Source organism: Pseudoalteromonas sp. 0303 (assembly GCF_013349995.1).
Lineage (GTDB): Bacteria > Pseudomonadota > Gammaproteobacteria > Enterobacterales > Alteromonadaceae > Pseudoalteromonas.
On the sequence record NZ_JABVXF010000001.1, the window covers coordinates 255,706 to 269,285 of the forward strand.

The following is a 13,580-nucleotide window of genomic DNA, read 5'->3' on the forward strand; positions in this document are numbered from 1 at the left end:
AAAAGCCCAGTTAAATAACTGGGCTTAGTATACCTAAAATCGCTTAGCTAAGTAACTTATTGAATTACATTACACACTAAACAACGAGCGTAAACGCCTTGTGGATCGTTGTAATCTTTTAGGTTATCAATTTCACTACTTAACTGATTAATAAGGCTTTGTAAGTTGGCTTTTGTTGCTAGTACTGATTGTGATGAATCAGACTTAGCAAAGAAGCTCTTAACAGCCGCTGTACCAAAGATATCTTGTAGCATTTGCTCTTGTGGTGTAAGCGATTGCTTGATGGTTTTAACATCATAATGATTAAGCTTAGCAAGCTCAGCTGCTGCCTTAATTGCATCTTGCTTATCGCCAAGTTTATCAACTAAACCCAGCTCTTTTGCTTGAGTTGCAATCCATACACGGCCTTGGGCAATTTTATCAACTTGCTCAGGGGTCATGTTACGCGCTTCAGCCACTACATTTAAAAAACGTTTGTATGCATTTTCAACGCTCATTTGAATGATATCTGACATCTTCTCATCAAGTGGGCGTGCAATAGAGAAGCCAGCAAGGTCTGTTGTAGCAACGCCATCTGAGTAAATACCTAGTTCAGCCATAGTATTTTCAAACGTCATGAAAGTACCGAATACACCGATTGAACCTGTAATTGTGCTAGGGGCTGCCCAAATTTCATTGGCTGCAGATGCAATCCAGTAACCACCTGATGCTGCCACTGAGCTCATTGAAGCGATAACCGGTTTACCCGCTGCTTTAAGAGCTAATACTTCAGCACGGATAACTTCAGAAGCAAACATACTACCACCACCTGAATCGATACGTAGTACTACGGCTTTCACTTTATCGTCAAGACGCGCTTTGCGAAGTAGGGCTGCTGTAGAGTCACCACCAATTTCACCTGCTTTACGCTCGCCATCAACAATGGTGCCTTTCGCAACAACCACAGCTACTTTTTCAGTGATTGGGTTATCGAACTCAACAGGCGGTTTTACCAGCGATAAATACTCACGGAAGCTTACTTGCTTAAAGGTTTTGCCTGTTTCTTCTGCACCAACTAACTCAATAAGCTGTTGGCGAATTTGTTGTGAGGTTTTTAAAGAATCAACCCACTGATTATTTAACGCGTACTGACCTGAGTTACCGTCAACTGCTTGCATTTTTGTAAGATAAACATCCATATCTTCATCAAAATTGCTTTCATCGAATGGACGGCTCGCAGCAACGTCAGTTTTATACTCGTTCCAAAGTGCAGTTAACCAAACGCTATTCGCTTCTTTTGCCGCATCTGACATGTCATTACGAATAAATGGCTCAACCGCTGACTTGTAAGTACCAACACGGAAAATATGTTGAGTTACTTTTAATTTTTCAAGCGCATCTTTGAAGTAAAGCGGGAACATACTGTAGCCTTCAATGCTCACACCACCATAAGGGTGCATAGACACTTCATTAGCGTGGGCTGCAATATAGTATTGAGCTTGTGTATAGTAATAGCCCGTTGCAATAACTTGCTTGCCTGCTTCTTTAAAGGCATCAATTGCTTTAGTTATTTGTTTTAGCTTATTGATGTGTGCACTTGGCATTTTTTGTAGGTCAAGAAGCATCACACTGATGCGATCATCTTTAGTTGCTTGGTTGATCACTTCAACAACATCATCAAGAAGAATTTCTGATGGTGCTTCATTACCCATAGTTGCATCGTTGATTGCTGCTTCTACAGGATCAACATACGTTTTTTCTTCAACAATAGGGCCATTTAAGTTTAGGCGTAGCACGGTTCCGTCTGCTACTTTTACTTGGTCTTCTTCACCAGTGATAGCAACAAAGAAGAGTATTACTAGTAATAGAAATAATATGTTTAGGACCAAACGGCGGGAAAAATTAATCCCGGTCCAAATGCCTTTAAATATCTTTGCTAGCAAAATAAATCCTTAATTCAGTACAGCTTAGTAGTGATCTCATCTTAGCTTAGAATAACTTTAAATTTAACTGTTAAATAGTAACAGAGTGTTTAAAACGACAATTTGCTACAGAATAATTACCGGTGAAAAGTTGATTATTCTAAGTTATTGCCGCAGAATCTATTTCAAATAGAGGTTCGACCAGTTAACGGGGCACACAATGTTAGAACAAAAATTACAATTACCGCATACCGAACTTCGTAATCGTTTGGTTATGGGTTCAATGCATACCGGCTTAGAAGAAGGCTGGCATAACCGTAAACGCTTACGTGCATTCTACGAAGCACGTGCCAAAGGCGGCACGGGTTTAATCATTACAGGTGGTTATAGCCCAAATATTCGTGGCAAGCTATCTCCGTTCGCATCAACATTTAACTCATTTTATGATGTGATCAAACACAAAGCATATACTGATGCAGTGCATCAGCATGGCGGAAAAATTTGCTTACAATTATTGCATGCAGGTCGCTATGCTTATCATCCATTCAATCAAGCGCCAAGCTCAATTCAAGCACCTATTAATCCGTATAAACCTAAAGAAATGTCGTTAGGTTCAATCAAAAAAACCATCAAAGACTTTGCTAACTCAGCAAAAATGGCTGAAAAAGCAGGTTATGATGGTGTTGAAATCATGGGTTCTGAAGGTTATTTGATTAATGAATTCATGGCTAACCACACTAATAAAAGAACAGACAACTATGGCGGTAGTTTAGAAAACCGCATGCGCTTGGCTGTTGATATTGTTAAAGCTGTACGCGCTAAAGTAAGTCAAAAGTTCATTATTGTATTTCGTTTGTCTGTGATGGATTTAATTCCTAGTGGATCAACACCTGATGAAGTAAAACAACAAGCCCTAGCACTTGAACAAGCTGGCGTTGATATCTTTAACACCGGTATTGGTTGGCACGAAGCTCGTGTACCAACCATTGCCAGTATGGTACCACCAGGAGCATTTAAAGAAGCATCAAAACGCTTGAAAGAAACGGTATCAGTGCCAGTTATCGCGGTTAACCGTATTAACACTCCAGAAATTGCCAATGGAATTTTAGAAGCAGGCGAGTCTGATTTAATTTCGATGGCACGTCCTTTATTAGCAGACCCAGAATTTTTCAATAAATACGTTAATAATAAGTCTGAGCAAATCAATATTTGTATTGGTTGTAATCAGGGCTGCTTAGACCATGTGTTTAAAAACAAACGTGCCACCTGTTTGGTTAACCCACAAGCGGCTTTTGAGTTAGATTACAGCCTTGAAAAAGCACCATCGTCTCGATTAGTACTGGTTGTGGGTGCTGGCCCTGCTGGCCTTGCTGCAAGTTGTTATTTAGCAGAGAAAGGTCACAAAGTGACTTTAATTGAACGTAAAGAACAAATGGGTGGCCAATTTAATTTAGCCATGCAAGTGCCGGGTAAAGAAGACTTTAACCATACCCTTAACTACTTTACTAATGAATTAAAGCGTTTAAATGTCGATTTACAGCTCGGTACTGAATTTACTGACAAGATGCTCAATCAATACGATGATGTGGTGTTTGCAACAGGCGTACGTCCGCGCGAAGCCAAAATAGAATGCAGTGATGGCAAACGCGTATTCGCTTATGATGAAGTAATTCGTGGTGAAGTAGAACTAGGCGATAAAATTGCGATTCTAGGTGCCGGTGGTATCGGTTTTGATATGGTTGCCTTTTTAAGTGAACACAAAGGCCAAACAATTGAGCAATTCAAAACTCAATGGGGTATTGAATGCGAAGCTGCGCCAGAAAAAGACAATCGTCAAATTTACATGCTTAAGCGAAGTGCAGGGCGCTTTGGTAGTGAACTTGGTAAAACAACGGGTTGGATCCACCGTCAAGTTGCCAAACAGCACGGTGTTAAACAAATCGCTGAGTGTCAATATCTAAGCTTTGATAAACAAGGTTTGAAGATAACGGTAAAAGGTGAAGAGCAAATCCTCGATGTTGATACCGTGATTGCTTGTATTGGTCAGGTGTCAAATACTGAAACGTTCGACAATCAAACCGAAAACGCTAAAGTACACGTTATTGGTGGCGCAAAACTAGCTGCCGCTATCGATGCTAAACGTGCAATTTTTGAAGCGTTACAAGTCGCTCGTAAAATTTAATTGAAAGTAAACTAGAAAACGTGCGGTCTATGTGATTAATCTATTTAGTCATGAGACCGCTATGTTGAACACACACCTAATACCCCTTTACCAACACACCTTTAAGAAACTGCAGTTTTTAGATGGACTACCGAGTCTATTAATTCGCTTGATTTTAGCCCCAGTGATGATCATTGCCGGCTTTAATAAGCTTTCTTTAAGCGGTGATGTAACTCACTTTTATCAATATTTTTTAGCATCTGAGGATATTGTTGCTTGGTTTGGAAATAGTGACTGGGGTTTAGGCCTACCCATGCCCTCTGTATTAGCCTTTTTAGCAGCATGGACTGAGTTTTTAGGGGGGATCTTTATATTATTAGGTTTATTTACCCGTTTAACAGCAATTCCTTTGATGATCACCATGTTGGTTGCAGCGACAACAGTGCATGCCAGTAATGGCTGGTTTGCTGTAACACCTACCGATGCCAGCACCAGCCCTGCGAGAGTGCTGAATTGGCTAGCAATACCAGGAAGTGAAGCTAGTTTAGTTAATTCCAATGAAGCCAGTGAAAGATTAACCAAAATGCGCGAGTTGCTAGAGACGCATGGATATACAGAATACCTCTATGCGAAAGGGAAGCCTGTAATATTAAATAATGGTATTGAGTTTTCCGCAATATACTTTGTTATGCTCTTAAGTTTATTTTTTGCAGGTGGCGGTCGTTACGTCAGTTTAGATTATTGGTTAACTAGAAAAGCATCTAATAGCTTTATTGCTAATAAAGATAAATGATAAGCTTGGGTTTTCTGCCCCGATTATTAAGGGGCGTCGTACTTAAGCATTTACGGAATATTCATGGACGCTTTAACGCTATTACAAACTCGACAATCAGATCCTCGTCTTATTGCACCTGGACCAACTGCAGAACAACTTGAAATTATTAAGCGAGCGGCCATAAAAGTGCCTGATAATGGCTGTATTGCGCCTTGGCGGTTTATTGTCGTTGAAGGCGACGCACGTAATAAATTAGGCGATATCTACCATCAAGCCGCAGTCGCTGAAAATCAAGATGATAGAACCATTGAGCGCGCTAAAGATCTACCTCTACGCTCTCCTATGATGATCATTGCCATTGCTGATGTAACTGAAAACCCAAAAGTGCCACGTATTGAACAAGTACAAAGTGCAGGCTGCGCTGTACTTGCAATGCAACAAGCGGCATTTGCGCAAGGTTTAGGGGGCATTTGGCGTACAGGTTATTTTGCACAGAGCCCAGCTGTTAAAGCGGCACTAGGTTGTAAAGAACAAGATGAGATTGTTGGCTACTTATATCTAGGTACACCAGAAGTAGACATTAAAAAACCAATCAGACACAAGCCAGAGACGTTTTTTGAGAATTTATAAATATTAGGAACTTTTTTGCAGTTAAGCAGTCAGACACTATTAAGCTTACTTATGTTAGTTTTTTTAGATTTAGCTTAGCTGTAAGAAGCGCACGGATGCAAAAAACGAAATAATTCTTCTTCAGTGTGTTTTTTAATCGGTTATTTTTTGTTAACGTATGGATAGTCTTAAAAAAATAACGATAAAGAAGACGAGAACGATGGGAAACTTATTTTTACGTGAAAAAGAAAATTGGTTCGCTTGGTCAATTTGGGGCTTAGTTGGCGCCGTGGTCACTTTTTTTGTTGCCATGTCTACGAAGCAACCTCATTACCTTGGCTTGTCTGCTGTAGTGGTATTACTCCTACTGACTTGGTGGATGCAAAGCACTAAACGTTTCGATTTCGGCCGCGCTTTTAAAATTTGTTGCTACGTTTTAACGATCACCTGCTTACCCGCTTTTGCATTAGTCATTATACCTAGCTATAACCTCAATAAAATTGACGTAATAGTGCAGGGTTCAGGCTTTGCAATTGTTAGTTTAATTGTTTGTTTAGTTTGCTCTTTAATCGCAAAGCGCCCTAAGCAGTACTATTAAAATTACTTTTTTAAAGTTTTTTACATTTAAGGCTTTACAACGAACGCAGTAAACACTATTATGCGCGCCGTACGGAGAGATGGCAGAGTGGTCGAATGCACCGGTCTTGAAAACCGGCAGGGGTTTGTAGCCCCTCTAGGGTTCAAATCCCTATCTCTCCACCATTATTTAGAAAAACCGCCTTTAGGGCGGTTTTTTGCTATCTGGAGATAAGTAATGTCAGCAAGCGAGTCTTCTTCTACACTAATGCGCATTGTTAAACATGTTCTGCTTTGGTGTATCTTTTCTTATTTTTATCACAGCGGGATCAATGTACTTGTAGCTATGGCCCATGATGCGCAGCCTGATTACGGGCTAATATCTTCAATCGCTTATGGTATTGGGTTTAATGTGTTAGTAGGGCACCTTATTGGCAAATACGACAAGCATTGGCCTGTCATTGCTGCATGTGTGATTTCGACTGTGGGTCTTATTGCCGTGCCTTTAGTTATGTTAGGCAAAGATGGTTTAATGAGCGGCTTTTTTATTGCTTCGATGATCGCTACATTACCTGTTGCGACATTTGTAATTGATAAAATAAAGCAGCGAATTAGTGCAAACACTGAGCAAACGCAGTAAAACTAGGCGATATTCGTTGTATTTTTATGTTAGTATGAGCTCGTCTTTTAACTAAATAAACGTGAATTAAAACATGTCAGATAATTTTACAACAGACGCTGAAAAAGCAAGTTACGGTATTGGTTTACAAATGGGTGAGCAATTAAAAGCGAATCCATTCGAAGGTTTAAACTTAAATTCTGTATTTGAAGGTATGAAAGACGCATACACTGGTAATGATTTCCAAGTTGAAATCCCAGCAATTCAAGCAGCTTTTGAGAAAATCAACGCTGAGATCCAAGCTCGTCGTGAAGAAGAAGCTAAAGTTCTTGCAGCTGAAGGTATTGCATTCTTAGAAGAAAATGCAAAACGTCCTGAAGTAACAGTAACTGAATCAGGTCTTCAATACGAAGTACTTACTGCAGGCGACGGTGAAAAACCAACTGCAGATTCAACAATCCGTGCACACTACCACGGTACACTAATCAACGGTACAGTATTTGACAGCTCATACGAGCGTGGTCAACCAGCTGAATTCCCAGTTGGCGGTGTAATCAAAGGTTGGACTGAAGCAGTACAAATGATGGGTACTGGTTCTAAATGGCGCTTATACGTACCACACGAACTTGCTTACGGTGAGCGCGGTGCTGGTGCAGCAATCGCTCCTTTCTCAACGCTAATCTTTGACGTTGAGCTATTAGAAATCATCTAATCGATTTCAAATAGACATAAAAAAACCTGCTTAAAGCAGGTTTTTTATGTCTGAAACAAATAGCTAATTAGCTATTTGATTCAGCGTATTCTTTACACGCAGCAGTGTCTTCACATTCGCCATATAGGTAAAGAGAGTGGTTAGTCAGTTTAATACCATTCTCTTTTGCGATTTCTTCTTGACGACGTTCAATAGTATCGTCTTCAAACTCAACAACCTTACCACATTTTAGGCACACTAAGTGGTCATGGTGAGTGCTACCTGATAATTCAAATACTGACTTGCCGCCTTCGAAGTGGTGGCGAGATACAATACCTGCATCATCAAATTGGTTAAGAACACGGTAGACAGTTGCAAGACCAATCTCTTCGCCTTTGTCTAAAAGAATTTTATAGACATCTTCAGCGCTGATGTGTTGGTTGTCTGGAGATTGCAGAATCTCTAAAATTTTAATACGCGGCAGAGTTACTTTTAACCCTGCTTTTTTTAATTCCAAGTTGTGATCAGTCATTCAATCTGTCTCAATTTTATTTAGTTATACTAGGCATCAGCAAGATGCACACGACACATTAGCAACTATTAGAATAACGTGCCTAGTTACTAAGTGCAAAGAACAATTCGTCTATTTGCCGATTTTTCAAACAAAAATGAACTGGTTGTGCATCTTTACATCAGCTAGTAAATGCGAGTAATACTTGTTATTAATCAGCAAGTTCCGCTAAACACATTTCGTCATAAACCTGAGCACACCAGTCTTTAACACGCTTTTCAGTAAGCTCTGGTTGACGGTCTTCATCAATACCAAGGCCGACAAAGTTGCTGTCATCTACTAGTGCTTTTGAAGCTTCAAAGTCGTAGCCTTCAGTTGACCAATGACCCACTACGATTGCGCCACGCTCAGTAACGATATCGTTGATCATGCCCATTGCATCTAAGAAGTATTCTGCATAGTCTTCTTGGTCACCGCAGCCGAAAATAGCAACAAGTTTACCTTCGAAGTCAACTTCTTCTAATTCAGGGAAGAAATCATCCCAGTCACATTGAGCTTCACCGTAGTACCAAGTTGGGATACCGAATAACAATAAATCGAATTCAGCAATCTCTTCTTTAGAACTTTTTGCAATGTCGTGAACCGCTACAAGCTTTTTACCTAATTCTTTTTGAATCATTTTAGCTACGTGTTCAGTATTGCCTGTGTCACTTCCGAAAAAAATACCTACGCTTGACATGGATTTAAAACCTTCTATCTATCAATAGCCAATCTTTCTTGTAAAATTGTTTCAATCAACGCGCTACGGCTAATATTCTGCGCATCTGCCATATCGCTTAATGCTTGATATAACTGTGATGAAACCTTAAATTCTACACGCTTTAAACCACGTGCTTTATCTCGCTTTATTTGATTACGTTTATTTACTTTTAATTGCATATCGCGAGGTAGGGGATTTGTTTTCGGCCTACCTGGACGCTTTTCGTATTCAAATAAATCGGGTGTTGTTCTATCTGTTTCTGACTTTGCCATGTCTAGCCCACACCTGCGCCTTGCCAGAAGACTTGAATAAGTCCTTTCGCTATAAACCCAGAACAGCCTAAAAATAGCACTAACCAAACGATGTATCGGCCAAATCGTGGTACATCACCTTTTTTAAGGACGTCTTGAATTGCCATTCCAATAAAAAAGAAAATACCGGCTAAGCCAAAATACAACCCTAAGGTATCAAATTCGTTAATTAACTGACTGACCATCAACGTATAAACCTTTAAATTAAACGGCGCGTACTATAGCACACAAATTTGTAATAATTTAGTGCGCACGATCAAAAACAGCGAATTTTATCAGCCCAATTAATGAGCTAAAAAATCGCTGATTGCTTTATTTACAGCAAGTGGTTTTTGGGCATGTAGCCAGTGACCAGCACCATGAATAATTTTTGCTTTTGCATTAGGGAATAACGCCATAATAGCAGGGCGGTGTTCTGCTAAAATGTAGTCAGAATCATTACCTTTAATGAATAAAGTATCACACAAACAAGAATCATTTTCACTAACTTGCGCTAAAATATTTTCATATTGCTGGTATAAAACAGCTAAATTAAAGCGCCATTGATATTGACCTTCATCATTTTTAGCAAAGCTTTTTAATAAAAACTGACGCACACCCATTTCATCAATGTGTTTGGCAAGAATTTCATCAGCTGCTTTTCTATCACTGACATTCGATTGTGCAACTTCGTTAAGGCCTGCAAAAATAGCATTGTGCCTTGGGTTATTCGCAACAGGAGAAATATCTAACACAACAAGTTTATCAATAAGCTTTGGGTGATTAAGTGCTAATTGCATGGCCACTTTACCACCCATTGAATGACCTATGATGTGCGCTTTACTAATATTTAGATGTTCAAGTAACTCACTGACATCTTTAGCCATAGCGTCATAATTCATGGTATCGCTATGGAATGATTTACCGTGGTTACGTAAATCAATATTCGTTACACGATAATTTTCAGCTAATGCTTTTGCGATTACATTGAGGTTTTCAAGTGAGCCAAACAAACCGTGGATCAATACAACGTCTGAACCTTGACCCATTTGTTGGTAGTTTAATAGCATTTTCAACTCCTAATTTTAATGGCAGTATTTTGCCTAGTGAAATTACAAAATGCAAAACATAGAGAATTGCTGCGAGCTTAGGTATAATCAATGAGAACTTTTAAAATGTGACCCGTAAAGACAGGAATAACATGAAAAAAATCGACATAGACGACGAGTTATATCAATACATTGCAAGCAACACGCAAAGTATTGGTGAAAGTGCATCAACCATTTTGCGTCGTTTATTAAACCTCTCTGATGGCGCCAATGCCCCAGTTGAAACAACTACTAAAACTGAACAAGAAACCCCAGTTGTTGAAGTACAAGAACAAGCAGAACAAGAAACAAGCCCTGAACCAAGCGACGAAAATGTTGAAGAGGCTGCACAAACTGTCACAGCATCGACACAAGTGAAAGGTAATGTGTTTAATGTATTAAACAAAGAAGAGCTAGCAATGCAAAAAGGTGTTGTTGGTCGATTCTTATTTATACTAGCCGCTTTATATAGAACGCATAAAAAAGATTTCGCTAACGTGCTTGAAATTAAAGGCCGTGACCGTGTTTATTTTGCCACTAGCAAAGAAGCACTACTGGAAAGCGGTAGCAGCATGAATCCAAAAAATATCACTGATACTGAGTATTGGGTGATGACAAATTCAAATACAACCAGAAAAAAAATGATGCTTCACGAAGTAGCACTGTGCTTAGGCTACAGCGCAGATGAAGCAGAAAAAATTCGTGATTACTTATAATCCATAAGGAAATAATATGGCGATTCATCCAGATGCAGGCAAACCTGCACCGCAATCAAGCTTAGTGAATGTACCAAAACTGATCTCGGCTTATTACTTAAATGAACCTGACCTAGAACAAAACCCAGAGCATTGTGTTGCTTTTGGTACGTCTGGCCATCGTGGTTGTTCGTTCGATGTAAAATTTAATGAATCGCATATTTTAGCGATCACTCAAGCAATTTGTGATTACCGTAAAGAAAACAATATTTTTGGTCCACTTTTCTTAGGTAAAGATACACATGCATTGAGTGAAGCGGCTTTTAACTCTGCTATTGAAGTACTTGTTGCAAACGAAGTGCAAGTCATTGCACAAGAAAATGACGATTACACGCCAACCCCGGTAATCAGTCATGCTGTTGTTTGCCATAACAAAGAAAACCCAAATGAACTTGCTGATGGTATTGTGGTAACTCCTTCACATAATCCGCCAGAAGACGGTGGTTTTAAATATAACCCGCCAAATGGTGGCCCTGCAGATACTGATGTTACTAAGTGGATTGAAGACAGAGCAAATCAATTACTTTTAGAAGACTTAGTTGAAGTAGAGTTATTTCCATATGCTAAAGCATCACGTTCTGGTTTTATTAAGTACCAAGACTTAATTACCCCTTATGTTGATGACTTAGTTAATATCGTTAATCTAAAAGCAATTAGCGATGCGAAAATCAAAATTGGTGTGGATCCGCTTGGTGGTTCTGGTATCAACTTTTGGCCAGTCATTGCAGAAAAATATAATTTAGACTTAACGGTCGTAAATGAGTCTGTTGACCCAACATTTTCGTTCATGCCTTTAGATAAAGACGGCAAAATCCGTATGGATTGCTCTTCTCCTTATGCAATGACAAACCTTATTGCATTAAAAGATGACTATGATATCGGTATTGGTAACGACCCTGATTATGACCGCCACGGTATTGTTACGCCTGACGGCTTAATGAATCCAAATCACTTTTTAGCAGTTGCAATTGACTACTTATTAAATAACCGCGAATGGTCAAAAGATGTCGCAATTGGTAAAACACTGGTATCAAGCGGTATGATTGATAAAGTAGTTACACGTAATAACCGTGAAGTAAAAGAAGTACCGGTAGGCTTTAAATGGTTTGTTGAAGGCTTAAGCAAAGGTACCCTTGCTTTCGGTGGTGAAGAAAGTGCTGGGGCGTCATTCTTGCGCTTTGATGGAACAGTTTGGAACACTGATAAAGATGGTTTCATCTTAGGTCTTCTTGCTGCAGAGATCTTAGCCGTAACGGGTAAAACACCTTCACAGCTTTATAAAGAACTTGAACAAGAGTTCGGTGCGCCTATTTATAAACGTATTGATGCGCCAGCTAGTGCAGAACAAAAATCACGTTTAAAAGCGTTATCAGCTGATGATGTTACTGCAAGTACCTTAGCGGGTGATGCCATTACGCAAAAACTAACCCATGCCCCTGGTAATAACGCTGCTATCGGCGGTTTAAAAGTTGTTACTGAAAACGGTTGGTTTGCTGCACGTCCATCGGGCACTGAAGATATTTATAAAATTTACCTTGAATCATTCAAAGGTGAAGAACATCTAGCATTATTAGAAAAAGAAGCGAAAAAGCTGGTTGATTCAGTAATTAGCTAATTCCTTTTTTACCTATTAAAACGGCTGAGATTCTCAGCCGTTTTTGTATTCTACTCTCACGCATTTTTAGGATAGAACAATGAGCTATTCAACTCCTTCATATCTCGAAGAATTAAAAAGTACCGGCGACTTTTTAACCCTGACTCGCAACAATGAATTTTCACTCGAACCTTGTGCATTTACCCTTGAAAACGGCACAGATGTCACTGTTCACGACACGGGTATCATTGAGTTTCAACCTGCACAGCAAACAAACAAAGATATTGTTCTTTCAAGTGCAGTACATGGTAACGAAACTGCGCCAATTGAAATTTGCGATCAATTAATCAAGTCAATCATTACAGAACAACTTTCCTTGAAGCAGCGTGTACTGTTCATTTATGGTAATCCTAAATCTATTAATATCGGTAAGCGTTTTGTAGATGAAAACTTAAACCGTTTGTTTAATGGTCATCATACTGTAGAAGGCATTGCTTCTAACCCAGAGCGAGTTCGTGCAAAGCTGCTTGAAGACGTTGTTACTGATTTCTTTGCTAGAGGCAACCAGGGCAGTGAGCGTTTCCATTATGATCTTCACACAGCAATTCGTGGCTCTAAAAATGAAAAGTTCGCAGTGTATCCTTTCTTACATGGTAAACCGTGGAAAAAATCACAACTGCAATTTTTACTTAGCTGTGGCGTAAACACAGTACTAATGATGAAATCAGCGGCAACTACCTTTAGTTACTACTCGTCGTTTGTACATGGAGCTGACTCATTTACGGTAGAACTTGGCCAAGTAAAACCATTTGGCGAAAATGACATGTCGCGATTTGAGAAAACCAAACAAACCTTAACTGCATTAATTAGTCAAGAATCTGTCGAATATAAAGAATTTAATGCAGATGATTTCGAGTTGTTTTCAGTATATAGAACAATAAACCGTACTTGCGAAGACTTTAGTTTTCCATTTGCTGATGATGTGGAGAATTTCACCGGTTTCGCAAAGGGCGAATTAATGGCAATTGATGGTCAGACCAGATTTGAAGCGGAAGTAGACGGTGAAGCTATTATCTTCCCAAACGCTGATGTAGCCTTAGGTCAGCGAGCTTTGCTTACTGTTATTCCAATGCAAGTTGATAGCAACTTTATCTAAAATCTCTGCATTAACACCCATCTAAATTTAGTTAACTATATGACTCTAAAGAATTTATCTTGTTGTATAGTTAACTTTCCATGCGTTTTTAGCC

The 13,580-nt window shown here is 39.3% G+C and carries 15 protein-coding genes and 1 tRNA gene; 10 read left to right on the forward strand and 6 right to left on the reverse strand.

All coding sequences use genetic code 11. The features are described 5' to 3' along the window. Positions 1–56 precede the first annotated feature (56 nt). Positions 57–1,922 (reverse strand): signal peptide peptidase SppA, encoded by a 1,866-nt coding sequence (sppA, locus tag HUS62_RS01200; protein ID WP_175078274.1) that lies wholly within the window; start codon positions 1,920–1,922, stop codon positions 57–59. 199 nt (positions 1,923–2,121) lie between these two features. Between sppA and HUS62_RS01205 the strand changes: the two genes are divergently transcribed. The 7 genes from HUS62_RS01205 to HUS62_RS01235 all read left to right on the forward strand — a co-directional run bounded on the left by HUS62_RS01205 (position 2,122) and on the right by HUS62_RS01235 (position 7,353). After that, positions 2,122–4,083 carry an FAD-dependent oxidoreductase gene (locus tag HUS62_RS01205; RefSeq protein ID WP_175078275.1) on the forward strand — a complete coding sequence of 654 codons (1,962 nt, stop codon included), beginning with the start codon at positions 2,122–2,124 and terminating at the stop codon, positions 4,081–4,083. A 61-nt stretch (positions 4,084–4,144) separates the two neighbouring features. Next, entirely contained in the window at positions 4,145–4,855 is a 711-nt protein-coding gene (locus HUS62_RS01210; protein ID WP_175078276.1) for a DoxX family protein, read from the forward strand. Positions 4,856–4,918: 63 nt separating this feature from the next. Beyond that, positions 4,919–5,467: an NAD(P)H nitroreductase gene (locus HUS62_RS01215; protein WP_175078277.1), complete on the forward strand. Its 549-nt coding sequence runs from the start codon at positions 4,919–4,921 to the stop codon at positions 5,465–5,467. Between the two features lie 199 nt (positions 5,468–5,666). Further along, complete coding sequence (locus HUS62_RS01220; protein WP_054561417.1) at positions 5,667–6,044, forward strand: hypothetical protein; 378 nt, start codon at positions 5,667–5,669, stop codon at positions 6,042–6,044. Between the two features lie 73 nt (positions 6,045–6,117). Then, a tRNA-Ser gene (locus HUS62_RS01225) sits at positions 6,118–6,208 on the forward strand. A gap of 52 nt (positions 6,209–6,260) precedes the next feature. Then, positions 6,261–6,662: a hypothetical protein gene (locus HUS62_RS01230; protein WP_130166376.1), complete on the forward strand. Its 402-nt coding sequence runs from the start codon at positions 6,261–6,263 to the stop codon at positions 6,660–6,662. A gap of 73 nt (positions 6,663–6,735) precedes the next feature. Then, entirely contained in the window at positions 6,736–7,353 is a 618-nt protein-coding gene (locus HUS62_RS01235) for an FKBP-type peptidyl-prolyl cis-trans isomerase (RefSeq protein WP_054553930.1), read from the forward strand. 67 nt (positions 7,354–7,420) lie between these two features. Here HUS62_RS01235 and fur read toward each other — a convergent pair whose 3' ends face one another. From fur to HUS62_RS01260, 5 genes are all read right to left on the reverse strand, one after another. Beyond that, positions 7,421–7,864, reverse strand: a complete 444-nt coding sequence (gene fur, locus HUS62_RS01240; RefSeq protein WP_063529330.1) for a ferric iron uptake transcriptional regulator — start codon at positions 7,862–7,864, stop codon at positions 7,421–7,423. 190 nt (positions 7,865–8,054) lie between these two features. After that, positions 8,055–8,582 carry a flavodoxin FldA gene (gene fldA / locus HUS62_RS01245; protein WP_054553928.1) on the reverse strand — a complete coding sequence of 176 codons (528 nt, stop codon included), beginning with the start codon at positions 8,580–8,582 and terminating at the stop codon, positions 8,055–8,057. A gap of 14 nt (positions 8,583–8,596) precedes the next feature. Then, positions 8,597–8,875, reverse strand: a complete 279-nt coding sequence (gene ybfE / locus HUS62_RS01250; protein ID WP_004586673.1) for a LexA regulated protein — start codon at positions 8,873–8,875, stop codon at positions 8,597–8,599. A 2-nt stretch (positions 8,876–8,877) separates the two neighbouring features. Continuing rightward, positions 8,878–9,099 (reverse strand): DUF2788 domain-containing protein, encoded by a 222-nt coding sequence (locus tag HUS62_RS01255; protein WP_036968243.1) that lies wholly within the window; start codon positions 9,097–9,099, stop codon positions 8,878–8,880. Between the two features lie 99 nt (positions 9,100–9,198). After that, the gene (locus tag HUS62_RS01260) at positions 9,199–9,963 is read right to left on the reverse strand and encodes an alpha/beta fold hydrolase (protein ID WP_175078278.1); all 765 of its coding nucleotides are present in this window, start codon (positions 9,961–9,963) and stop codon (positions 9,199–9,201) included. Positions 9,964–10,094: 131 nt separating this feature from the next. Between HUS62_RS01260 and seqA the strand changes: the two genes are divergently transcribed. The 3 genes from seqA (at position 10,095) to astE (ending at position 13,486) form a co-directional block, all read left to right on the forward strand. Continuing rightward, positions 10,095–10,697 carry a replication initiation negative regulator SeqA gene (gene seqA / locus HUS62_RS01265; protein ID WP_062565316.1) on the forward strand — a complete coding sequence of 201 codons (603 nt, stop codon included), beginning with the start codon at positions 10,095–10,097 and terminating at the stop codon, positions 10,695–10,697. Between the two features lie 16 nt (positions 10,698–10,713). Then, a complete protein-coding gene (pgm, locus tag HUS62_RS01270; RefSeq protein ID WP_175078279.1) occupies positions 10,714–12,351 on the forward strand; it encodes a phosphoglucomutase (alpha-D-glucose-1,6-bisphosphate-dependent) in 1,638 nt (545 codons plus the stop codon). 79 nt (positions 12,352–12,430) lie between these two features. Continuing rightward, positions 12,431–13,486 carry a succinylglutamate desuccinylase gene (astE, locus tag HUS62_RS01275; protein ID WP_175078280.1) on the forward strand — a complete coding sequence of 352 codons (1,056 nt, stop codon included), beginning with the start codon at positions 12,431–12,433 and terminating at the stop codon, positions 13,484–13,486. Positions 13,487–13,580: the final 94 nt, after the last annotated feature.